We start from the raw sequence: 22,014 nt of genomic DNA on the forward strand, positions 1-22,014 counted from the left end.
ATCTGTAGATTGTGCATTATTTTTATTTGAATATGAAATGATAGTGTTTTGCACTCATGAGAGGTTAAAATGGTACGTTACTATCATTTTAAATTCAAATTACTATCATTTTAAAATCGGTTGTACACTTTGAGTATCGATTATTTTCAATCGGATTGAATAATTAATTTAATCATACCATATTTGGTACGAATATTTATAATAATCGTATTTTTATCTCAAAAATATTTAATATTTTGATTGTGGACATGGATTAATTTGGACATAAAAAATAGACAAAGTGGCTAAACAAGGGGTTTGTATTGGATTTTTTGGATGATTTTGGACTGATATAAACAAGAGGGTGGTACCAGTGGCCGGACTCGAACCGGCACATATCGCTATACCGGATTTTGAATCCGGCGTGTCTACCATTTCACCACACTGGCATGTGTTTGAAGAGGTGAAATTATAGGGAGGCTTTACTTAAAAAGACGTAAAAGTGGTTTTACTAATCCATTTTCTATTTTTGCCGATAATAGAGTATGGAACTTTTATTGCTTTAATGTATTTAAGCTTGCACAAAAGGATTTGACGTGAGGATTACATCAGGATCGTATTACAATAATATATACGGTGAAAATAATAAAATAAATCAACAAATGTTTGATGTCAATAAACAAATTGCGTCAGGCCAAAAAATTCAATATGCCCATGAAGATCCCGGTGTTTTTATTGATACACTCCGTTTGGACAATGAAATTACAACTTTATCCCAAGTAAAAAGCAGTGCACAAAGCGCCTATAAAATTTCTACCCAAACAGATACTACGATCGGTGAAATCGTTAAAACGATTGAATCTATGAAAGTCAAACTGATCAATGCCGCCAATGATGTAAACTCTGATGCAAGTACACAAGCTATTGCAAAAGAACTTCGCGGACTCCAAAATCATCTCTTAACTTTGGCGAACACCTCAATAGGAGGTCAATATCTCTTTTCCGGAACCGCCACATCGGTAAAACCAATCGGGGCGGACGGTACGTATCAAGGAAATGATCAAAATTTGGAAGCTTTTTTAGGCTCAGGTGTTAAACAAAAATACAATATCAGCGGCGATCAGCTCTTTTTAGGTGAAGAAAACAAGATCAACCGTACAATAACTTCTAATCTAGCGCAAAAGAGTTTAACAGATCTATATCCGGATATCATGAAAGATACGGGAATGACTCGCAGTTCTTCAAAAGATACTTATCTTACAGCTTCGAGTACTATTCGCGATCTGATGGGTGATACCGATACCAATTCAACCAATGATGCCGCCCGTTCTTCTTATTTTTATCTTCAAGGGACAAGAACCGACGGAACCACGTTCAAATCTAAAATACAGATGAATATGACAGATACTATGGACGATTTGACCCATAAAATTGCTCTTGCGTATGATCCGAATCAACTAAATCCGACCACTAATCAAGTAAATGTCAGCCTCAATGCCAACGGTCAAATTGAAATCAGCGATAAAAGTGCAGGGTCCAGTAAGCTTGATTTTCATATGGTGGGTGCCGTTGATTTTAGCGGAGCCGGCGGGGCAGATGTAACTGACATTGATAATTTACAGTCTGGTTCAACTGATTTCGAGACCGCTGCGGTTACTACACCGGGAGTTTATGTTAAAGAATTTACCAAAAGTGGATTTACGACACCAGCCGGAACACTAAATACCATAGAAGGGATCAATTACGATCGGACGAATTTTGAGCAAAATGGGGCTAAGCTCTTATCCAATATATCTCAAATCGATAAAACCACCAATAACTATGCAACCAGTTCAACCAGACTGCTTGATGTGAGCGGAGAAACTACTTTAGATGGAAAGCAGTTCGTTGTCCAAGGAAAAAATGTAGCCGGAACCGCATTTACTGCCCAAATCAACTTTTCATCAGCCGGATCAACATTTTCACTTGATGGTGGTGTCACAAACTATAATATTTTTACAGCAACAGCTCCTCGTGTTGCGGTAGATGCAGACCAAATGACATACCAACAGATGATGGATGTTGTCAATATGGCGACATCGGGAACACTTCCGACAGCCAATACATCAGCGGCTTATGATACAGCGATAACCGCATCAAATACCCTTTCTTCAACAACACTTGATTATGCCGGACGCATAATATTTGAAGACAAAATAAATCCATCAACGCAAGCATCAATTGCAATGTACGATTCCGCTTCAGATACTTATCCGGCAGCCGGATCCACAAGTGGTTCAACATTGCTCTTCAACGCCAACAGCGCCCTAACAGTGAGGGATTCAAAAACAGATTTCTTTTCCCAAATCGAAGAAATGATTAAATCGGTTGAAGAAGGGAAAAAGCGTGCTGATGGTTCTGATACCACAGACCCTCGAAATATCGGCATCCAAAATTCCATTCAAATGTTAGATGACATGAGTGATCATGTCAGTCGTCTACAAACGGAGGTTGGATCCTATTCACAAGTGCTGCAAGCATCGTCTGATCGTACAGATATGCTCATAATCAGTACCAAAACACTCCAATCCGATGTTATTGATACTGATGTTGCAGAAGCAACCTTACAAATGCAGCAACTCAGCCTCAATTATCAGGCGCTTTTATCAAACATCTCAAAAGTTTCTAAACTTTCACTTGTAAATTATTTATAGCAATCTGCAATAAAAGGGGTTTATATACCCTTTTTTGCTATAATAAAACCACTTTTCATACCTATTTTCAAGGATCTCCTATTTTACGCGATACACTGTTTATAGCCGGTTTCGGTATTTTATTTTATTTAGGCATTGCCACTATCATAGGTGATGCATCCATTATTGGTGCCTATGGAGCCTCTTTTGCCCAAACCAATGTATATATTTTCGGCTATGTTGCTTATATCTACTTGCTATTATTGATGATTCCGCTTTTTTATTCCTATAAATATGATGGGGAGTTCTATCGTCGTTTTGAATTGGCTGGGATTTTTACCCTTTTGTTTTTTGCTATGCTCTTTTTTCAAGCCATGGTTGTCGAAGGAGTTTATCGCGGCATATTTGGCGGAACTATTGTTGACTTCTTATCCGTTTATATCGGTACCTTTGGTTTATGGACATTATGGCTGATGATGGTTACCGTATCGGTTGTATTGGTAATGGAGCAAAGTTTATCCGAACTCGCTCAGCCGCTCAAAGAGTACATGGATAAACCGCTTAGCACTCCTAAACCCATCCAAAAAAGAGAATCAGCTCCCGTCCAATCAAAACCGAATCCGGAAACAATATCATATCCGGTCGAAGATAATTATGAAAATACCTACACCTCTTTTGAAGAAATACCTTCGGAAACATCTGTAGAATACACCCCGTCAGTACCAATGCAGATGTCACCAGAACCGGCTTTCGAGGTAGAAACATCCATTAGCATCGAGACTGCCCCAAAAGAGTCAACAATTCTCAGTATGGCAAAAAAAGTCAAAGAATCCAAGAAGCATGCTCTTGTTGTCGATGAGCTTGAGGAGAACAAAATCCTTTTGGACCAAATCGATAAAGGGATCAGTGAAAAACCAAAAAACTTTAAACTTCCTCCTGTCGATTTCTTCCAAAATCCTCCGAAAAAACAGACGTTGGTCGATGAAGCCGAACTTGATGACAAAATTCGTGATCTCATCGAAAAATTGGGTCACTTTAATATCGACGGGGATGTTGTACGTACTTATGCAGGTCCTGTTGTCTCAACATTTGAATTTAAACCGGCCGCCAATATCAAAGTGTCTAAGATTTTAGGATTGCAAGATGACCTTGCTATGGCATTACGAGCTCAAACAATCCGTATTCAAGCCCCTATTCCGGGTAAAGATGTCGTAGGGATAGAAATACCTAATAAAACAGTCGAAACGATCTATCTCCGCGAAATGCTGGAAAGCAAACTTTTCCAAGAAGCGGCCTCTCCGCTCACTCTTATTTTAGGAAAAGATATTGTCGGTAAACCGTTTATTACCGATCTTAAAAAACTCCCTCATCTCCTAATCGCAGGTACAACAGGGAGCGGTAAAAGTGTCGGTATCAACTCGATGATTTTGAGCCTGCTCTACAAAAACTCGCCTGATCAACTCAGACTGCTAATGATCGATCCAAAGATGCTTGAATTTTCGATTTATAATGATATTCCCCATCTTCTGACCCCTGTTATCACCAAACCAAAAGAAGCGATATCTGCCCTAAACAATATGGTATATGAGATGGAACGCCGTTATCAGTTAATGAGTGAGACACGTACCAAAAATATTGAGAACTACAACGAAAAAGCGAAAAGCGAAAAACGCGATCCCCTCCCCTATATTGTTGTCATAATCGATGAGTTGGCCGATCTTATGATGACCAGCGGTAAAGATGTCGAATATTCGATTGCCCGTTTAGCTCAAATGGCACGTGCCAGCGGTATCCACTTGATCGTAGCAACACAGCGCCCGAGTGTCGATGTCGTAACAGGTCTTATCAAAGCCAATCTTCCGTCCCGTATCAGTTATAAAGTTGGACAGAAAATCGATAGTAAAATCATTCTTGACGGAATGGGTGCCGAATCACTCCTCGGAAGAGGAGATATGTTGTTCACCCCTCCGGGGATGAGCGGGCTTGTACGTCTCCATGCTCCATGGAGTACGGAAGTTGAAATCGAAAAAGTAGTTGATTTTCTCAAAGCTCAGCGTGAGCCCGAATACGACCGCAAATTTTTACGCGATAAAGAAGATATTCCTAAATCCGAAGGTGGTAACGGAAACGATGAAGAGGTAGATGAACTCTATGAGGAAGCTAGAAATATCATTCTCAGTGAGCAAAAAACCTCTATCAGTTATCTACAGCGGCGTCTTCAAATCGGGTACAACCGTTCTGCCCGTCTCATCGAACAGCTAGAAAATAATGGTGTTCTCTCTTCTCCCAATGCCAAAGGCAACCGCGATATCATCGTAAACGATCCTTTTTAATTCTCCTTTCGGAGAATCTTCCTATTTTTTCTCAATTTGTAACGCTTTTACCTATACTATGTACTTCATTCTTTTTTATTGCACTATCCAAAAATAATTAATGTTACATTTATACACATTTTTAGACTCTTTAATTAAAACAAATGAGTATTTTTGTAACACTATGTCAAAACTGTTTTTTTGTTCTGATATAATCATTCAAAATTAATATGCACAGGAGTCACTATGGCTTTTATGGACGAATACAAAGCACACGTAGCGGAACGCGCAGCACAGGGAATCCCTCCATTTCCTCTTACAAAAGAGCAAGTTACCGAGTTAGTAGCACTTATTAGCACGACAAGTTCTAAAGACGGTGAATTGGTTGAGATGTTGGCAGAGCGCGTCAATCCGGGTGTTGATGATGGCGCATACGTTAAAGCGGCATTTTTGCACCAAGTCGTCCAAGGGGAAGTAAAAGCATTCTTGGCAGACAACAGCGATATTAACAGTGACGATCACAAAAAAGCGGCAATCAAAATCCTAGGTAAAATGGTAGGCGGTTACAATGTTAAACCTCTTATCAATGCATTAAGCAACGATTCTATCGCAAACGAAGCGGCACATGAACTCAAACATACCCTTTTGGTATACGATGCGTTCAATGATATTGTTGAGCTTTCAAAAACCAATAAATATGCGAAAGAAGTTTTACAATCATGGGCCGATGCAGAATGGTTCACTAGCAAAAAAACATTGGCAGAAAAATTCAGTGTCGTTGTTTTCAAATTCCCGGGTGAAACCAATACTGATGACCTCTCTCCTGCGAGCGCGGCATTTACCCGTTCTGATATCCCGCTTCATGCCACAACAATGTTGAGCGCTAAAATGCCTGAAGGTATCGCTAAAATCGCTGAACTCAAAGAAAAAGGGATGCAAATCGCTTATGTCGGCGACGTTGTAGGGACAGGTTCTAGCCGTAAATCAGCAGCGAACTCCGTTCAATGGCACATGGGTGATGATATCCCTGGTATCCCGAACAAACGTACGGGTGGAGTTGTTATCGGTAGCATCATCGCTCCGATCTTCTTTGCAACGTGTGAAGATTCAGGTGCACTCCCTATCGAAGCAGATGTATCTCAAATGGAAACAGGCGATGTACTCGATATCGATACAAAAGCGGGAACCATCACTAAAAACGGTGCTGTTATCGCTAATTTTAGCCTTCGTCCAAATACGATCGAAGACGAAGTACGTGCCGGTGGACGTATCCCTCTTATCATTGGTCGCGGATTGACGGCAAAAGCACGTACTGCGCTTGGCATGGAGCCGGCAACTATTTTCGCAACTCCTATCCAACCAGCCGATACCGGCAAAGGATACACCCTTGCACAAAAAATGGTAGGTAAAGCATGTGGTATGGAGGGTGTACGCCCCGGTATGTACTGTGAGCCTATCACAAGCACTGTAGGAAGCCAAGATACCACTGGACCGATGACACGTGATGAGATCAAAGAACTCTCTGCTCTTGGATTCTCAGCGGATTTCGTTCTTCAGTCGTTCTGTCATACAGCGGCATACCCAAAACCGTCTGACGTAAAATTACACGCAACGCTTCCGGCATTCATCAGCTCACGCAGCGGTGTTGCTCTTCGTCCTGCAGATGGTGTTATCCACTCATGGTTGAACCGTATGGTTCTTCCTGATACTGTAGGAACAGGTGGCGATAGCCATACTCGTTTCCCAATCGGTGTGAGTTTCCCTGCAGGTTCAGGTCTTGTAGCATTTGCAGGTGTTACAGGCGCTATGCCTCTTGAGATGCCGGAATCAGTTTTGGTACGTTTCAAAGGTGAAATGCAACCGGGTATTACACTACGTGACTTGGTTAATGCGATCCCGTATTATGCGATCAAAGCGGGTCTTTTGACCGTTGAGAAAAAAGGTAAGAAAAACATCTTCAACGGACGTGTGTTGGAGATCGAAGGTCTTCCAAATATGAAAGTAGAACAAGCGTTTGAACTTTCCGATGCATCGGCTGAGCGTTCTGCGGCGGCATGTACCGTTCGTCTTAACAAAGAACCGGTCATCGAATACCTAAAATCGAACGTCACGTTGATCGAAGCAATGGTTGCTGATGGGTATGAGGATGCTCGTACTCTTCAACGCCGTGCAGACAAAATGAAAGAGTGGTTGGCCGCTCCGTCATTGATGGAACCGGATGCAGACGCAGAGTATGCAGCGATCATCGAAATCGATCTTAACGACGTTAAAGAACCGATCCTTGCATGTCCGAACGATCCTGACAATGTTAAATTGCTCAGTGAAGTTGCAGGTACTGAAATCAACGAAGTATTCCTCGGCAGCTGTATGACCAACATCGGACATTATCGTGCGGCGGGTGAAGTAATGCGCGGCGAAGGCAAAATCGCCGTTGAAAAATTCTGGATCGTACCGCCGACCCGTATGGATGAGCAACAACTCATCAACGAAGGGTACTACGACGTGTATAAAGCGATCGCGGCACAAACCGAAGTTCCGGGATGTTCACTCTGTATGGGTAACCAAGCGAGTTCACGCGAGGGTTCAACCGTGTTCTCAACCTCTACCCGTAACTTCGACAACCGTTTAGGGAAAGGGACTCAAGTATACCTCGGTTCTGCTGAGCTTGCTTCGGTGTGTGCTAAACTCGGGCGTATCCCAACAGTAGCTGAATACATGAGTATCGTTCCTGAAAAATTGGCTGGAAAAGCGGATCAAGTATATAAATATCTCAACTTTAATGAGATTGCTTCATACTCACTTCAAGCACGTAACGTAGCTGAAGAAAAATACGGCGTCACGATTAAAGCGGTATAATCAACCCTTCTCAAAGCCCCTCCTCTGTGGGGTTTCCTCCATCTATGCTATAATCCCGTATCTATATTACAAAGCGACACAATGTCCTCATTCGACTCCTTAGCGTTACGCGCACCTTTGAAAGAGGCATTAAAACGCCTTGAATTCATCACAATGACCCCGATTCAGTCCACTTCTCTTCCTATCATTTTAGAGAAAAAAGATTGTATTGCCCAAGCAGCAACCGGAAGCGGAAAAACCTTGGCTTTTGGCTTGGGAGTTTTGAATCCGATTAACCCAAAATCATTCGGTATCCAATCCCTTATCCTCTGCCCTACCCGCGAACTTGCCGAACAAGTGGCAAAAGTACTCCGATCATTGGCTTCTGAAATCGGCAATATCAAAATTCTTACCCTCTGCGGCGGTGTTCCGATGCGTGGACAACTCCACTCCCTCAAACACGGGGCCCACATCATCGTCGGTACTCCGGGGCGTGTTTTAAAACTTCTCCAAATGGATGCTTTCGATACGGCACAAATACAAACTGTGGTTTTGGACGAAGCCGATCAAATGATCGATATGGGATTTATCGAAGATATTACCTCAATTTTGGGCTTTACTCCCCCATCACGCCAAACTCTCCTTTTTTCCGCTACATTTCCCGATTCGATTCAAACGATCACTTCGGAGTTTATGAAAGATCCGGTTATGCTTCAAACCGCACATACGGTCAGTAAACCGAAAATCGAAGAAATAGCCTATCTGTGTAACGATAAACTCCCCGCAATCGCAAAAGTGCTCCATCTTCACGGAATTACCAATACGATCATTTTCTGTAATACGAAAGTGGATGCAAATGCTTTGTGTGACGATCTTAACCGTATAGGAATACATGTTCTAACACTGCATGGAGATATGGAACAGTTTGACCGAAACGAAGCGATCATCCAGTTTCGTAACTTAAGTGCCCCTATTCTTGTTGCTACCGATGTCGCGGGACGTGGAATCGATATTGAAGGTCTTGACGCCATTATTAATTATGAAGTGCCGATTCAAAATGAGCGATATACCCATCGTATCGGTAGAACCGGACGTGCCGGGAAAAACGGCATTGCCATTACACTCGTCAATCACTTCCAATATGAACGATTCTTAGAGTTAAAACGCCCTGTCACACCTATCGATCTACCCGACATTCGAGAAAGATTTTCCATTGAAACTTTGATGCGTACTATCTGTATTGACGCAGGGAAAAAAGAGAAACTTCGAGCAGGTGACATTGTCGGAGCACTTATCAATGAATGTGGCTTAACGCAAGAAGAAATTGGTAAAATCGATCAGCTTGATCATCTCAGCTATGTTGCGATTCCACGTAAGAAAGCGGAAAATATTTATCAAAAATTTGTCAGTCGTCCGATAAAAGGGAAAACATTCAGGAAATGGCTGTTAGACTAACATAAACGGTTTCTAATATATTTTTTGCAGAAAGGGGATGTTTATGTCCAACCAAGAGTTAACATTCGGAGAGGAAGATTTTATCGTCTCCAAGACCGATCTAAACGGTAAAATTACGTATGGAAATTCCCTCTTTATCCAAATGTCCGGGTATAGTGAACTTGAACTCATTGATCAGCCCCATAATATATTGCGCCATGAAGATATGCCCGGAATTGTTTTTAAACTCCTTTGGAATCGGATTAAAGAAGGAAAAGAAATTTTTGCGTATGTTAAGAACAAGACAAAAGGGGGAGACTTTTATTGGGTATTTGCCCATGTTACCCCCTCATTCGATACTAATCGAGCAATCAGCAGTTATCACTCAGTGCGCAGAAAACCCTCTGAAAAAGCACTCAATGTTATCAAACCTTTTTATGCTACCTTACTCCAAAAAGAGCGTCAGGGTGGAATTTCGGCATCTGAAGCAGCACTGAACCAATTCTTACAAGACAAAGGAATGTCATACGATGAATTTATCCTCACTCTCTAAAGTACAATATGCAAATGTTGCATCAATAGCCTTATTTATTATTGCTCTTGTGCTCGAAACAATGATTGATGGGTGGAGCTGGATCCGTATACTCAATCTTTTTAATTTTGCATTAGCATGGTTTATTTTTATAAATATTCATAAAACCCAAGAGACAATCCATGAGGTTGCTGCAGTGATTAAAGGTGCGGAAAAAGGAAATCTGGAAAATCGTATTACCCACATCAAAGATCACGGAGAACTTAGTGATTTGTGCTGGAATACCAACAATATGCTCGATCAGACCGAAGTTTTTATCCGCGAAATACGTGCCAGTGTCGAAGCATCAAGCCGTGATGAGTATTATCGCCGAATCAATATACAAGGGTTACAGGGAGAATATAAAGAGGCAAGCAGCTTTGTAAATAAAGCTATTGATGCAATGCATACAACCTATATTCATATTCAAAAATCTATCCTAAACAGTGCTCTTGGGAAAATTGGTTCCGGTATCGGAGGTGGACTTGATGTGATCCAAAAAGATCTTCAAAATACCATTCAAAGACTTGGAAATATCACACAAATAAGCCATTCCACCTCTAAAAATGCTTCTGAAACAGTTCACGAGTTGGAACTCATTATTAGCAAACTCAGCCGGCTAATAGAATTGGTTCAAACGTCTGCGGATGCCATCAATTCACTCAATGAAAAAACCAATGAAATCAGTTCTGTTGTTAACCTGATCAAAGACATTGCCGATCAAACCAACTTATTGGCACTCAATGCCGCTATCGAAGCAGCTCGTGCGGGTGAACACGGAAGAGGCTTTGCCGTCGTTGCTGATGAAGTACGTAAACTTGCCGAACGCACCCAAAAAGCAACCGGTGAAATTGCCATAGCTGTCCAAACCCTTCAGCAAGAGACAACTGAAATTCATACAAATTCCGAAGATATGAGTGACATTGCCAACGAATCAAGCAATGCAATCGAATCCTTTAGAGTTACCCTTAACACATTCAATGAAGATGCACTCAGTACTTCATTGCAGACGAGTGTAATTGAAAATACAACTTTTGTTACGCTAGCAAAAATTGATCATATCATGTTTAAATCAAATGCATATAAAACACTTGTCAACGGTAAGCCTGAAGTCTCCTTTAGTGACCATCATAATTGCCGTCTCGGCAAATGGTATGAAAGCGGTTCGGGAAAAGAACGATTTTCCCATCTCTCAAGCTATAAAGAGATCGAAAAACCACACGCAACGGTTCATACTGAAGTGCACAAAAATCTTAAATTCATTGAAAATGGGGATCACTCTGTTGAGCATGCAGATGAAGTTATTAAAAATTTCCAATCTATGGAAGATGCAAGTCTTATACTCTTTACACTAATGGATTCTCTGATCAAGGAATCTGAACATGAGATTTGCGATAAACGCTCATAAAGAGCGTTTTATTTTTGAAAATATCCAGTTAAGATTGTTTTTCCCAATTCCACACCCGGTTGATCGTACGTATTTATTTCCATCAGTGCACCACTTATAGAGGTTAAAAGCTCATAATAAACGATCATTTCACCCACTGATATTTCATCAATACGTTTCCATGCAATTTCATCTACACTTACTCCGCTTTGCAAAACACTTTGCATGGTTGCCTTACATTGCGCATTAATAAGGTCATTAAAGCTCACACCGTTAACAAAATCGCTTTTTTCTAAAAACTTAAGTGATAGGTCAGGGATCATCAAGTGATCTTCCGAGTGATCAATATGGACGAAGGTCACTGTCTTATTCAGAGGCCCTTCAATAATAAGCTGTAAAAATGAGTGCTGATCCACTGAACCTATTAAAGAAATAGGAGTCAATCCGACCCGCTCACCGCGACGTGTTCGTTTACCAAGTGATTCACCCCATAACTGTACAATCCATTTCCCCAATTCTTCAAACGTATCCGAATAAGCAAACAAGACGTTCATAGGATATTGATCTTTATGAGTAACATAAAAAGCTGCTTTTTGCAGTAAATGTTCTTCTTTGCGATTCCAAAATCGTTCCAAAAAGGCTTGAGAGCCTTTCAGTATGGCTGCAGTATCAAAACCGGCTAATGTGAGAGGGACAATTCCAACGGCACTTAAAACCGAAAAACGCCCTCCGACATTACTGGGAATTGCAAAACGACGAAGGTGATGTTCATCCGCAAAGTGTGAAAGTATCGAATCTTCATCGCTGACGATATAAATTTGATCCGAGTGATCCAATGTCAGTTCAAAACTGACAATTAACCGCTTAAAAATCGAAAGTGTCTCTACTGTCCCGCCCGATTTTGAAATAACAATAAAGAGAGTTCTAAACTTATCAATTTGTTTCATTTCACTGATAATACTGACAGGATCGGAGTTTTCGAGGTAAATGATTTTTTTAGCATTCGGAGTACGAGGACGCAATAGCCGCTCAATCGCTTTGATACCAAGTGAAGATCCGCCGATTCCAATGACAGCTATGGTATTAAATCGGCGATCAATATCTTCTCGGATTATATGCAACTCTTCTGCAAGTCCTTGAGACATCACAGGCAGATGATAATATCCGACTTCTTTGCTTTGTGCTTCATAATGAACCGCCTCAAACCCTTTTTCAAGGGTAAAAGGATCGAGTGTTTTAGTATCGAAATGGTTCGTATACTGTAACATCAATGTGTTCCGACAAGAACCGTCATATCAACCAAACGACTGCTGTATCCCCACTCATTGTCATACCATGCCAATACTTTTACGGTATGCCCATCTACGACACTCGTCATATCCGGAACATACGTTGAACTGTAGGTTGAGCCGACAAAATCACATGATACACGCTTATCGTTATCGACTTCTATGAGTCCCTTGAATGAGCCTTCAGCTGCGGCATTAAACGCTGCGTGAATATCTTCTTTAGTAACCGATTGTTTCAAATTAACAGTTAAATCAACCACAGAAACATCCGGAGTCGGTACACGCATCGCATAACCGTTAAGTTTGCCGAGTAATTGAGGCATTACTTTACCAATGGCTTTTGCAGCACCGGTAGAGGTAGGAATCATATTAAGAGCAGCTGCACGGGCGCGACGAGGATCTTTAGAGTGTTTAACATCCAAAATATTCTGATCGTTCGTATACGAGTGAATCGTTGTCATTAAACCGTTTTCAATACCAAATGCATCATCCAATACTTTACAAATCGGTCCAAGGCAGTTTGTTGTGCAACTCGCATTGGAAATAATTGCTTCACCTTTGTAACTGTCTGAGTTGACACCATATACATAGGTTGGAGAATCATCTTTTGCAGGTGCAGACATAACGACTTTTCGAATCCCGTTTTTCAAGTGTTTTTGACAGCTTTCCTGATCTAAAAATACTCCCGTACATTCAATAACGACTTCCGCTCCGGTGCTTCCGAAATCAACCTTGTCAATATCACGTTCACGGAACATGCGAACATTTTTTCCGCCAATAGCAATCGTATTTTCATCCACCACTTTGGCATCAATTCCACGATGAACACTGTCAAATTTGAGTAAGTACTCAAGCATTTCAGGTTTAGCGGTCGTATTTAGAGCAACCAGTTCAATGTCACTACGCTCAGCAATAATTTTTGCTACGATAAGCCCGATTCTTCCTGTGCCATTTATCGCCACTTTGAGTGCCATGAGAGACTCCTAAAAAACTTAATATTTATGCTATATTCTAACAAAAAAAAGCTAAAAAAGGTATAAGTAAAGGGAAGATGTGTCCGCATAAATAGCGGACGAAAAGGATTAGTAGCTGTAAGTAATCGTAACAGGAATTTGTTTAAGAGGTTCATCACTTTCTACTGTGATTTCTTTACCTCTGAATTTAGCGATATTGGTATAACCGCTCAAGACTTGACGGGAACGTACGGTATTAACTGTCTCACATCTGCGAACATTGCGGTAAGTAGCAGGACTATTCCCACCATAGTTATTTGCAACGTTTTGTCCTGCTAGTGTACCCAATATAGCGCCCCCAACCGTTGCAACCGTTTTGCCCTTACCACCACCGATTTGATGTCCCAAAACACCGCCAATCGCTCCTCCGGCTACTGCACCGACAATACTATTTCCACCGCTGCCAGAACTTACTTGTTCTTGAACGTCGTAACATTTTTCACTGGGAACCTGTTCTTGAATCGTCGACATAATAGGTATCGATTGATTCACTTTAACGTATTCTACACTTGAAAAACCATCTGCCATTACAGTTGAGCCTGCGCAAAGTATTGCTAATGCAAAATGTGACATCGTGCGACTTGACATAATTATCCTTTTAATCTTTTACGTGTACTTATTGTAGGTACTTATTGTTAATCAATAGTGAACTTTTTACTTTACACCATACAAAAGAGTATTAATTTTTTCATAAATATCTAAAATTTCACTTTTCTTCTCAAAAAAGCTGTTTTTATTCGCGATAAGGTGTGTCGTCGATTCCATGATAGTCTCAACCACTTCCAACCCGTTTTGTTTCATCGTACTTCCCGTCTCAACCACATCAACAATCATATCGGCAAGCCCTACGAGGGGAGCGAGCTCGATGGAACCATACAATTTGATTATGTCAGCCGCTACCGCACGCTCTGCAAAATAGCGCTTTGTGATATTCACCATTTTGGTCGCTACCTTGATCTCACTTTTCGTAAAATCCGGTTTTTCTCCCGCACGCATCCCGATAGCGACACGGCATTTTCCTTTTTGTAGATCCAAAAGACGAATGACATCCAATCCTTGCTCTTCGAGGGTATCAAGACCTACCACACCGATATCGGCGGCCTGATGATAAACATAGGTTGCAACGTCCTGATTTCGTACCAACAAAAATTTAAAATTTTCGGTTTGAAGAATCAATTTACGATCATCAAATTTAAAACTGCTTCCAAAAATCGTTTCGAAAATTTCTAACGTATCCTCAGCAATTCGCCCTTTTGGGAGTGCGACACTTAGCATTTAACACCTTTTTCAATCAACTTTTTCATCCCTTGAAAGATCAAATCTTCCACCACAACTGCCTCAGGTAAAAAATGAGACAATTGCCGAGCATCTCCTCCGGTTAAAAAAATGGTTTTTTCAAAACCCTTGATCTTTTCAATCAAAGGGGCGAAAAAACCGACCGTAAGTGCATCGGGAGTATTTTTCGCCATTATAGTCAAATCAACCTCAAAGTTAAATGACATTTCAAGTGCAGGAGAGAGTCGCCCGTACGCTTCTTGCGCAGCACGAAGTCCCAGTGAGATAAATCCCCCCTGATATACACTATCATGCATTAGATCAACGGTAATGGCACTCCCCGCATCGACAATGACCCCATTATCTACCGCTTCGCACACCATAATCCGGTCAAGGCCCATCGTCGGGTAATATTTATCCCAATCAATGAACGCTCTAAGATCGTGCCAATTCGGATAGCCTCGAATACGTTCATTGAAAGCAGTGTTCACACTCACAAAATAGACATCATCTCGAAGTGTTGCGGGATCAAAATCCTCTGCACTGAACTTACTGCATTGCCCCTCGATGAACAAATCAACCGATGTATTGCCAACGTCACATAATATCATGACGATATTATAGCTTAAGTACCCCGCTTACCCGTGCGACACTGTCCCCTTTATGCAGACTCAGGCGAACAATCGAATCTTCTAGTGCGTTGAGATCATGGATCACATTGGGTTCCAGCGCAATAACATCTCCCGCACCAAAAATGATTCTCTCATCAGCGATACCGAAATCGATCTCACCCGATACGATCATTACCGTAATCGGAAACGATGTTTTGTGGGCTTTCATCGATTGCCCTGCGCGGAAAGCTATCCGTATCTCTTTGGTAAACTCGTTCGTAATCAGTGGTGTAATAACAGGCTGTTTATCGCCAAAGATAACATCCGCTGTAAATGAAGCATAGGTCATAGGTATATCCTTTTTTAACGTAGATAATAGCTTTTTAAAAACGAAAAAAACTTGATCAATATCAACTTATTGCCATGGGATGATGTCTCAATACGGTATCTTGAAGATTTTGTTTTTGAACATGGGTATAAATTTGAGTTGTTAACAGTGAAGAATGTCCCAACAACTCTTGAACAACCCGTAAATCCGCTCCGCCGAGAATCAGTGCCGTCGCATAAGAATGGCGCAGAGCATGGGGAGAAATACCTAAATATTTTTGGTTAATTTTAAAAACAGAGACACGGCTAAGAGGCTCTCCGCGATAGTTTAGCCACAATGTTCGACGATGATACGGAGATGCGTTCTGATAGGCTCTTAATGCTTTCAGTGCCTCCTGTGCAATGGGAACATAACGTTCTTTCTCCCCCTTACCGTGACGAATACGGAGCCATTCTCCCTCAATATCACCCTCTTCAACCATTAAACATTCACTAACCCGTACTCCGGTCGCGTACAAAAAGAGAAGTATCGCGTAATCGCGCAGTCCGATCCATTCGCTGCGATCAATCATTTCTAAACCGGATTGTATGGTTTCAAAAGTTAAATATTTGGGAAGATTTTTCGGTACTTTTGAGAGGGTAAATTTCGACGATGCCGAGTCAAATCGACTGCGATGGCAAAAATCTAAAAAGGAGTTAACCGAAGAAAGCTTTCGATTGAGGGTACGTTTATTAGGAATAGTCCCAAGTATCCGGAAAATCATATTTGAATCGATTTCCACAAGAGGTTTGTGAGCGGCTTCTTCGATATCATTCAAGTCACGAGTATAAGCCTCGATGGTTCGAGGGCTTAGTGCCTTTATGACCGTAATGTATTCAATAAAAGCTTCCAGCTCTCCGGACATTATTTGATATTAATATAGCGGTCATCAAAATAGAACTGACCGTCTCCCACAAATATTTTATTATCACTGTCCAAATCAACATCATACACATCATGCATCAAAAGATTTTTGCTCAATGCAATCAGGTAACCTTCTTGTTCCAAAACAAACACACGGTCATTTTGGATACTGATCCCGACAAAATGGGCAAACGGAAATTTTTTCTTTGCTTTAAACTGCAATGTTGGACTTAGTGCGATAACTTCACCCTGTTTCGTTGTTAACCATATCCCATCAGCAGCATAAGCAATATTTCGAATCTCATATTTTTCACGTGCCTCTTTTTGTGAAAGAGCTAATACCGTATTCCCGGTTGACGCAACAAGATTATTGTCGATAACGTTCATATACGTAATATTATTGAAATATTCATCTGAACCCACAACGACCGAACGCAAAACTTGTTTTGTCTCAGAATTAACGATAACGATTTTCCCGTCCAACGTTAAAAACATAACAAGTTCTTTAAGAAAATAAGGATTCGCGATTCGAGTATCCACGGCAATGGCGGCATTAGAAGACTCTTTAAAAAGAAGTTTTTTACTCTCAAGTGAATACAAAGCCATTTCGTTATTGGTAAATAAAACCGCAACGACATCACCTTGAATGCTTGCCGCAGCAACGCCACGTTTAAAATCAAACGTTACCTTCGAATCACTCCCATCATGTGGTAATAAAACTATATTGCCATCGGGACTCGCGGTGATAATCCATGTATCATTGGCATTAATCAGACGATAATCCTTCGGAAGTTTGAGTACTTTCTCTCCGTCTTTGGAAAGAAGATGCCCATTCTCCAAAACAGCAGCCGATTGGGTTACCTGCTGTATGGATGAACTCAGATGTCCGGCATTGCGCCATTCACCTTTCACATGTTCAGGCTTAAAGACTTCTTTGTGTGAGCATCCGCTGAACATAACGGCCAATGCGGCGGATAACGCGATTAAGGTGATTTTCATTATTTTACTCCGTAATGAGAGAGCGACTGAGCCACTGTATAAAGTGGTGAATCTTCAGGGATAAGAGATATTTTTTGGTGTGCCAATACTGTATCACCCTTTTCAATCGCACTAACAGCAAGCTCTAGCAACGCTAGATCTTTGTACAATGCACCCTGTTGTTTGGTGTATGCGTCAAGCGCTTGCATATCCCCCTTGATCGCAGCGGCTTCATATGCGGCAATATCGGAAACACCAAATGCTTCAGATTTTTTCAATCCCTCTAACACAGTAATGTCGTTATGAGAAATTCCTTGTGAAAGTTTCCAGACATCGTACAATGCAGGATTATCATTTTTAAGAGTCTGCTGTGCTATTGTATCTGCCGGATTAGCTAATAAAGCATTAAATGCTACATTCGAACTCTCAATTTTAGCTTTTGTATAGGTTTGATATCCTATAGCTCCACCTACGGCAAACAGCGATGCAACTACGACAGCGATCAAAGGTTTTTGATACCGTTTCACAAAACGTTCGGTTCGAATAGCACTTTCGAAAAATTTCTCTTCAGAACTAAGTTCCTCTTTGAGGGCATCCATATTCTCTTTTAGACTCAAAACAGCTCCTGTCTTTCACAATCATTAATTAGAGCAATAATATCTTACCCTACGTTAAAGTTTTGTGAACCTATTTTTAGGGTACAATTATTTTTCATAAATTTATCACAACTTAGGTTAACCATGCAAATCGACGAAAACCTCTTACAACGTTTAGAAAAACTCTCATATCTTCAAATACCGCAAGATCAACGAGAGGAGATGATATCGCAGTTAAGTGAAATCGTTTCGTTCGTTGACAATCTCTCCGAATTAAATACGGATGGTATCAGTGCAACATTTGCAATGTCCGATACGGCAACGTCTCTTCGTGAAGATATAGGAATCGTCGATCAATCTATCAATGATGATATTTTGTCACACGCACCCCATGCGTCAGAACATTTTTTCATCGTTCCAAAGATCATCGAGTAAAATATGACACACATTTATGGGATTAAAAGCTGCGGGAGTGTTAAAAAAGCTCTTCAGTTTTTGGATGCACATTCCATAGTTTATACTTTTCATGATTTCAAAGTGACACCTGTTTCACGAGAAAAAATTGAAGAATGGCTAAAAAAATCCGATATGAGTGTACTGTTGAATACAAAAGGTACAACCTATCGAACACTCGGCATTAAAAATCTGTCGTTAGATGAAAATGGCAAAATTGAATGGATGGGGAATCATAACCTTCTCCTCAAACGCCCTATTATTGAATATAGCGACAACCTTATTATCGGATACGATCAATCTCATTACGAAGGAATATTTCACTCATGAATGCTGGATTAGATATTTATAAACTCCTTAAAAGTGTCGTCGCCTATAAAGCGTCAGATCTACACCTTGTTAGCCGTTCAGAACCGCAAATACGTATTGACGGACGTCTGGTTGCCCTAAATCTTCCTATTCTTGACGGACGTGAGATTGAAGAGATGGGATACTCTCTCCTCACCGAGAAACAGAAAAAAATGTTTGAGGAGAATAATGAACTTGACTTTTCAATCGTTATTCCTGATGTAGGACGATTTCGTGCCAACTATTATCGTACAATGGATGATGTGGCCTGTGCCTTCCGTATTATCCCTGTTATTATCCCCTCTCTCGATGATTTAAATGCAAAAAGAATCTTCAAAGAGATTATAAAAAGGGAAAAAGGACTAATCCTTGTAACCGGCCCTACCGGTAGCGGTAAATCGACGACATTGGCCGCTATGCTTAATGAAATCAATATGAATGAAGCACGGCATATCGTAACGGTCGAAGATCCTGTTGAGTTTGTCCACACCAACAAAAAATCGCTCTTCTCCCATAGAAATGTCGGAACCGATACCAAAAGTTTCTCTGCAGCATTGAAATACGCAATGCGTGAAGACCCGGATGTTATTCTAATCGGGGAGATGCGTGACCGTGAAACAATCTCTGCTGCCCTAACTGCTGCGGAAACGGGTCACTTGGTTTTCGGAACACTCCATACTAATTCGGCTCCTCAAACGATTAACCGTATTATTGACGTTTTTTCGGGGGATGAACAGCCTCAAGTACGTGCACAGCTCTCTACGTCCCTGATCGCCGTTATTGCACAGGCTCTTTTGCCGAAAATCGGTGGAGGTCGTATTGCGGCCCAAGAGATTATGATTACTAATCCTGCAATCGCCAACTTGATCCGCGAAGATAAGGTTCATCAACTCTATTCACAAATGCAGCTCAATCAAACAGCTACAAGTATGACAACACAAACACAGGAAATCATTGAATTCCTCCGTAAGAAAATCGTCAGTAAAGACATTGCATTGCAATATTCCAACAAGCCGGATGAACTACTCCGTATCATCGAATCGATGTAAATTTCTCCCTGCCGGGGGGAAATATCTTAAAAATTATTTCAAGAATCTTCCCGTTTAAATCTCTTTATGCTTTTTAACTCTAAAAATATCTTATAATTCCCTCATTATGAAACATGAACACTTACTAAAATCTCATCAGCTCAAAGCAACACCGCAGCGGATTGCTATTATAGAATTAATGTACCATACCGGACATATCAGCATTGATGATCTCTATAGTGCTATTCGTAAAAAATTTTCCTCTATTTCATTAGCTACACTCTATAAAAATGTTCATACCATGTTGGATGTCAGTCTGATTCGCGAAGTGAAAATACCGGGGCAAAAAACCAAATATGAAATTGAAAAAGAATCCCATGCCCATGTCATGTGTAAAACGTGCGGTGAGCTCAAAGATGTACCGTTTAATCCGTTGGTATTACTTCAAGACACAACAAGGATGAGCCAATACGTTGCAGAAGAAATATCGATTGTAATTTCAGGCGTTTGCCCAAGCTGTCAAAAGAAATAAAAAAGTTCAGGCTACCGTTCGTCCTGAGCTCGTCGAAGGATGTTCATGGTTCGACAAGCTCACCACGAACGATTAATTAGCGATGCGCTTCTTTAAGTGTATCAGCGATCAAAAATGCAAGTTCAAGCGACTGATCCGCATTCAAACGAGGATCACAGTGCGTATGGTAGCGGCTTTTTAGATTCTCAGACGTAATCTCAAACGATCCACCCAAACACTCGGTAACATTTTTGCCGGTCATCTCTAAATGAACCCCTCCCGCATAGGTGCCTTCTGATTTGTGAACTTGGAAAAACTGTTTCATCTCTTTCAAAATCGAGTCAACGGGGCGTGTTTTATATCCACCGCTGGTGATAGTATTACCATGCATCGGATCACAGCTCCAAAGAACTTTTTTCCCTTCTCTCTCAACGGCACGGATTAATGCAGGCATTCCGTCTCCAACTTTATCCGCCCCCATACGGACGATGACATTCAATCGCCCTGCTTCGTTATGAGGATTTAAAATATCACACAATCGAATCAAATCTTCCGGATCCATAGAGGGGCCTGCTTTAACCCCGATCGGATTTTTGATTCCGCGCATAAACTCAACATGTGCACCATCAAGTTGTCGGGTACGGTCACCGATCCACAACATATGTGACGATACATCATACCATTCACCGGTAAGTGAATCTTGTCGCGTAAATGCTTCTTCATAATTTAGCAACAATGCTTCATGAGAGGTATAAAAGTCGGTCTCACGTAACGTACGATAAGTATCCGAAGTGATCCCGCATGCCGCCATAAAACGTAGTGAGTCATCGATTTGGCGTGAAAGTTCATCGTATTTTTTAGTCATCTCATTTTGTCCGACAAAACCTAGATTCCATGCATGGACCTGATGTAAATCGGCTAATCCGCCGGATGCGAATGCACGGAGTAGATTAAGTGTAGCCGCCGATTGATTGTAGGCTTGCACCATACGGTGCGGATCGGGAATACGGGCTGTTTCATTAAAATCAACACCGTTGATAATATCACCGCGATAACTAGGGAGACTTATACCGTCAATCGTTTCGTTATCCGATGAACGGGGTTTTGCAAACTGTCCGCCCAAACGCCCTACTTTGACGACCGGAACTCCGCCGGCAAATGTCATAACAACGGCCATTTGCATCATGACTTTAAAAGTATCACGAATATTGTGGGCGTGAAATTCTGAAAAACTCTCGGCACAATCTCCGCCCTGGAGTAAAAATGCTTTACCCTCGCATACATCTGCAAAATTCTTTTTCAGGGTACGTGCTTCACCTGCAAAAACAAGAGGAGGATAATTGCGAAGCTGTGATTCGATTTGCTCCAAAACTGCCGTATCCGGATAAGTCGGCTGTTGTTTAATCGGTTTTTCTCTCCAACTGGATCGGCTCCATGTGCTCATATCATCTCCTGCGTGCTTACGCACCATAATTATTAGTTCACGAATTT

The 22,014-nt window shown here is 41.2% G+C and carries 20 protein-coding genes and 1 tRNA gene; 10 read left to right on the forward strand and 11 right to left on the reverse strand.

The genetic code is table 11. The features are described 5' to 3' along the window. Positions 1-344: 344 nt before the first annotated feature. A tRNA-Leu gene (locus PHI47_RS04790) sits at positions 345-428 on the reverse strand. Between the two features lie 147 nt (positions 429-575). Here PHI47_RS04790 and flgL point away from each other — a divergent pair. The 6 genes from flgL (at position 576) to PHI47_RS04820 (ending at position 11,211) form a co-directional block, all read left to right on the forward strand. After that, complete coding sequence (gene flgL, locus PHI47_RS04795) at positions 576-2,672, forward strand: flagellar hook-associated protein FlgL (protein WP_299934323.1); 2,097 nt, start codon at positions 576-578, stop codon at positions 2,670-2,672. A gap of 101 nt (positions 2,673-2,773) precedes the next feature. After that, entirely contained in the window at positions 2,774-4,984 is a 2,211-nt protein-coding gene (locus PHI47_RS04800; protein ID WP_299934826.1) for a DNA translocase FtsK 4TM domain-containing protein, read from the forward strand. A gap of 225 nt (positions 4,985-5,209) precedes the next feature. Further along, positions 5,210-7,819 carry a bifunctional aconitate hydratase 2/2-methylisocitrate dehydratase gene (acnB, locus tag PHI47_RS04805; RefSeq protein ID WP_299934325.1) on the forward strand — a complete coding sequence of 870 codons (2,610 nt, stop codon included), beginning with the start codon at positions 5,210-5,212 and terminating at the stop codon, positions 7,817-7,819. Between the two features lie 81 nt (positions 7,820-7,900). Further along, positions 7,901-9,253: an ATP-dependent RNA helicase DbpA gene (gene dbpA, locus PHI47_RS04810; RefSeq protein ID WP_299934327.1), complete on the forward strand. Its 1,353-nt coding sequence runs from the start codon at positions 7,901-7,903 to the stop codon at positions 9,251-9,253. A 43-nt stretch (positions 9,254-9,296) separates the two neighbouring features. Then, on the forward strand, positions 9,297-9,785 hold the full coding sequence (locus tag PHI47_RS04815) for a PAS domain S-box protein (RefSeq protein ID WP_299934329.1): 489 nt from the start codon (positions 9,297-9,299) through the stop codon (positions 9,783-9,785). Beyond that, entirely contained in the window at positions 9,763-11,211 is a 1,449-nt protein-coding gene (locus tag PHI47_RS04820; protein WP_299934331.1) for a methyl-accepting chemotaxis protein, read from the forward strand. Before PHI47_RS04815 ends, PHI47_RS04820 begins: the two co-directional genes overlap by 23 nt. Before the next feature lie 8 nt (positions 11,212-11,219). Here the strand turns inward: PHI47_RS04820 and PHI47_RS04825 are convergent, their stop codons facing one another. From PHI47_RS04825 to PHI47_RS04865, 9 genes are all read right to left on the reverse strand, one after another. Next, positions 11,220-12,458 carry a glucose-6-phosphate isomerase gene (locus PHI47_RS04825; RefSeq protein ID WP_299934333.1) on the reverse strand — a complete coding sequence of 413 codons (1,239 nt, stop codon included), beginning with the start codon at positions 12,456-12,458 and terminating at the stop codon, positions 11,220-11,222. Next, positions 12,458-13,453, reverse strand: coding sequence for a type I glyceraldehyde-3-phosphate dehydrogenase (gene gap, locus PHI47_RS04830; protein ID WP_299934336.1), 996 nt, complete (start codon positions 13,451-13,453; stop codon positions 12,458-12,460). Before gap ends, PHI47_RS04825 begins: the two co-directional genes overlap by 1 nt. Before the next feature lie 108 nt (positions 13,454-13,561). Further along, positions 13,562-14,080 (reverse strand): glycine zipper 2TM domain-containing protein, encoded by a 519-nt coding sequence (locus PHI47_RS04835; protein WP_299934339.1) that lies wholly within the window; start codon positions 14,078-14,080, stop codon positions 13,562-13,564. A 66-nt stretch (positions 14,081-14,146) separates the two neighbouring features. After that, positions 14,147-14,767, reverse strand: a complete 621-nt coding sequence (gene hisG, locus PHI47_RS04840; protein ID WP_299934342.1) for an ATP phosphoribosyltransferase — start codon at positions 14,765-14,767, stop codon at positions 14,147-14,149. Continuing rightward, positions 14,761-15,378, reverse strand: a complete 618-nt coding sequence (locus tag PHI47_RS04845; protein ID WP_299934344.1) for a type III pantothenate kinase — start codon at positions 15,376-15,378, stop codon at positions 14,761-14,763. The genes hisG and PHI47_RS04845 overlap by 7 nt, the downstream gene beginning before the upstream one ends. Before the next feature lie 7 nt (positions 15,379-15,385). Next, on the reverse strand, positions 15,386-15,727 hold the full coding sequence (locus tag PHI47_RS04850) for a cupin domain-containing protein (protein WP_299934347.1): 342 nt from the start codon (positions 15,725-15,727) through the stop codon (positions 15,386-15,388). A gap of 61 nt (positions 15,728-15,788) precedes the next feature. Beyond that, positions 15,789-16,610: a tyrosine-type recombinase/integrase gene (locus PHI47_RS04855; protein ID WP_299934350.1), complete on the reverse strand. Its 822-nt coding sequence runs from the start codon at positions 16,608-16,610 to the stop codon at positions 15,789-15,791. Beyond that, positions 16,610-17,608: a hypothetical protein gene (locus tag PHI47_RS04860; RefSeq protein ID WP_299934353.1), complete on the reverse strand. Its 999-nt coding sequence runs from the start codon at positions 17,606-17,608 to the stop codon at positions 16,610-16,612. Before PHI47_RS04860 ends, PHI47_RS04855 begins: the two co-directional genes overlap by 1 nt. Then, complete coding sequence (locus PHI47_RS04865) at positions 17,608-18,204, reverse strand: hypothetical protein (RefSeq protein WP_299934356.1); 597 nt, start codon at positions 18,202-18,204, stop codon at positions 17,608-17,610. Before PHI47_RS04865 ends, PHI47_RS04860 begins: the two co-directional genes overlap by 1 nt. 123 nt (positions 18,205-18,327) lie before the next feature. Between PHI47_RS04865 and gatC the strand changes: the two genes are divergently transcribed. The 4 genes from gatC to PHI47_RS04885 all read left to right on the forward strand — a co-directional run bounded on the left by gatC (position 18,328) and on the right by PHI47_RS04885 (position 20,544). Then, on the forward strand, positions 18,328-18,618 hold the full coding sequence (gene gatC / locus PHI47_RS04870; RefSeq protein ID WP_299934359.1) for an Asp-tRNA(Asn)/Glu-tRNA(Gln) amidotransferase subunit GatC: 291 nt from the start codon (positions 18,328-18,330) through the stop codon (positions 18,616-18,618). Positions 18,619-18,621: 3 nt separating this feature from the next. Next, positions 18,622-18,966 carry an arsenate reductase family protein gene (locus tag PHI47_RS04875; protein ID WP_299934362.1) on the forward strand — a complete coding sequence of 115 codons (345 nt, stop codon included), beginning with the start codon at positions 18,622-18,624 and terminating at the stop codon, positions 18,964-18,966. Next, positions 18,963-20,033 (forward strand): type IV pilus twitching motility protein PilT, encoded by a 1,071-nt coding sequence (locus tag PHI47_RS04880; protein ID WP_299934365.1) that lies wholly within the window; start codon positions 18,963-18,965, stop codon positions 20,031-20,033. The genes PHI47_RS04875 and PHI47_RS04880 overlap by 4 nt, the downstream gene beginning before the upstream one ends. 106 nt (positions 20,034-20,139) lie before the next feature. Continuing rightward, positions 20,140-20,544 (forward strand): Fur family transcriptional regulator, encoded by a 405-nt coding sequence (locus PHI47_RS04885; RefSeq protein ID WP_299934368.1) that lies wholly within the window; start codon positions 20,140-20,142, stop codon positions 20,542-20,544. Between the two features lie 76 nt (positions 20,545-20,620). On the opposite strand, the gene PHI47_RS04890 is transcribed toward PHI47_RS04885, so the two are convergent. After that, positions 20,621-21,967, reverse strand: coding sequence for a class II 3-deoxy-7-phosphoheptulonate synthase (locus PHI47_RS04890; protein ID WP_299934370.1), 1,347 nt, complete (start codon positions 21,965-21,967; stop codon positions 20,621-20,623). Positions 21,968-22,014 lie beyond the last annotated feature (47 nt).

The sequence above is a fragment of the Sulfuricurvum sp. genome, assembly GCF_028713855.1.
Taxonomy (GTDB): Bacteria; Campylobacterota; Campylobacteria; order Campylobacterales; family Sulfurimonadaceae; genus Sulfuricurvum.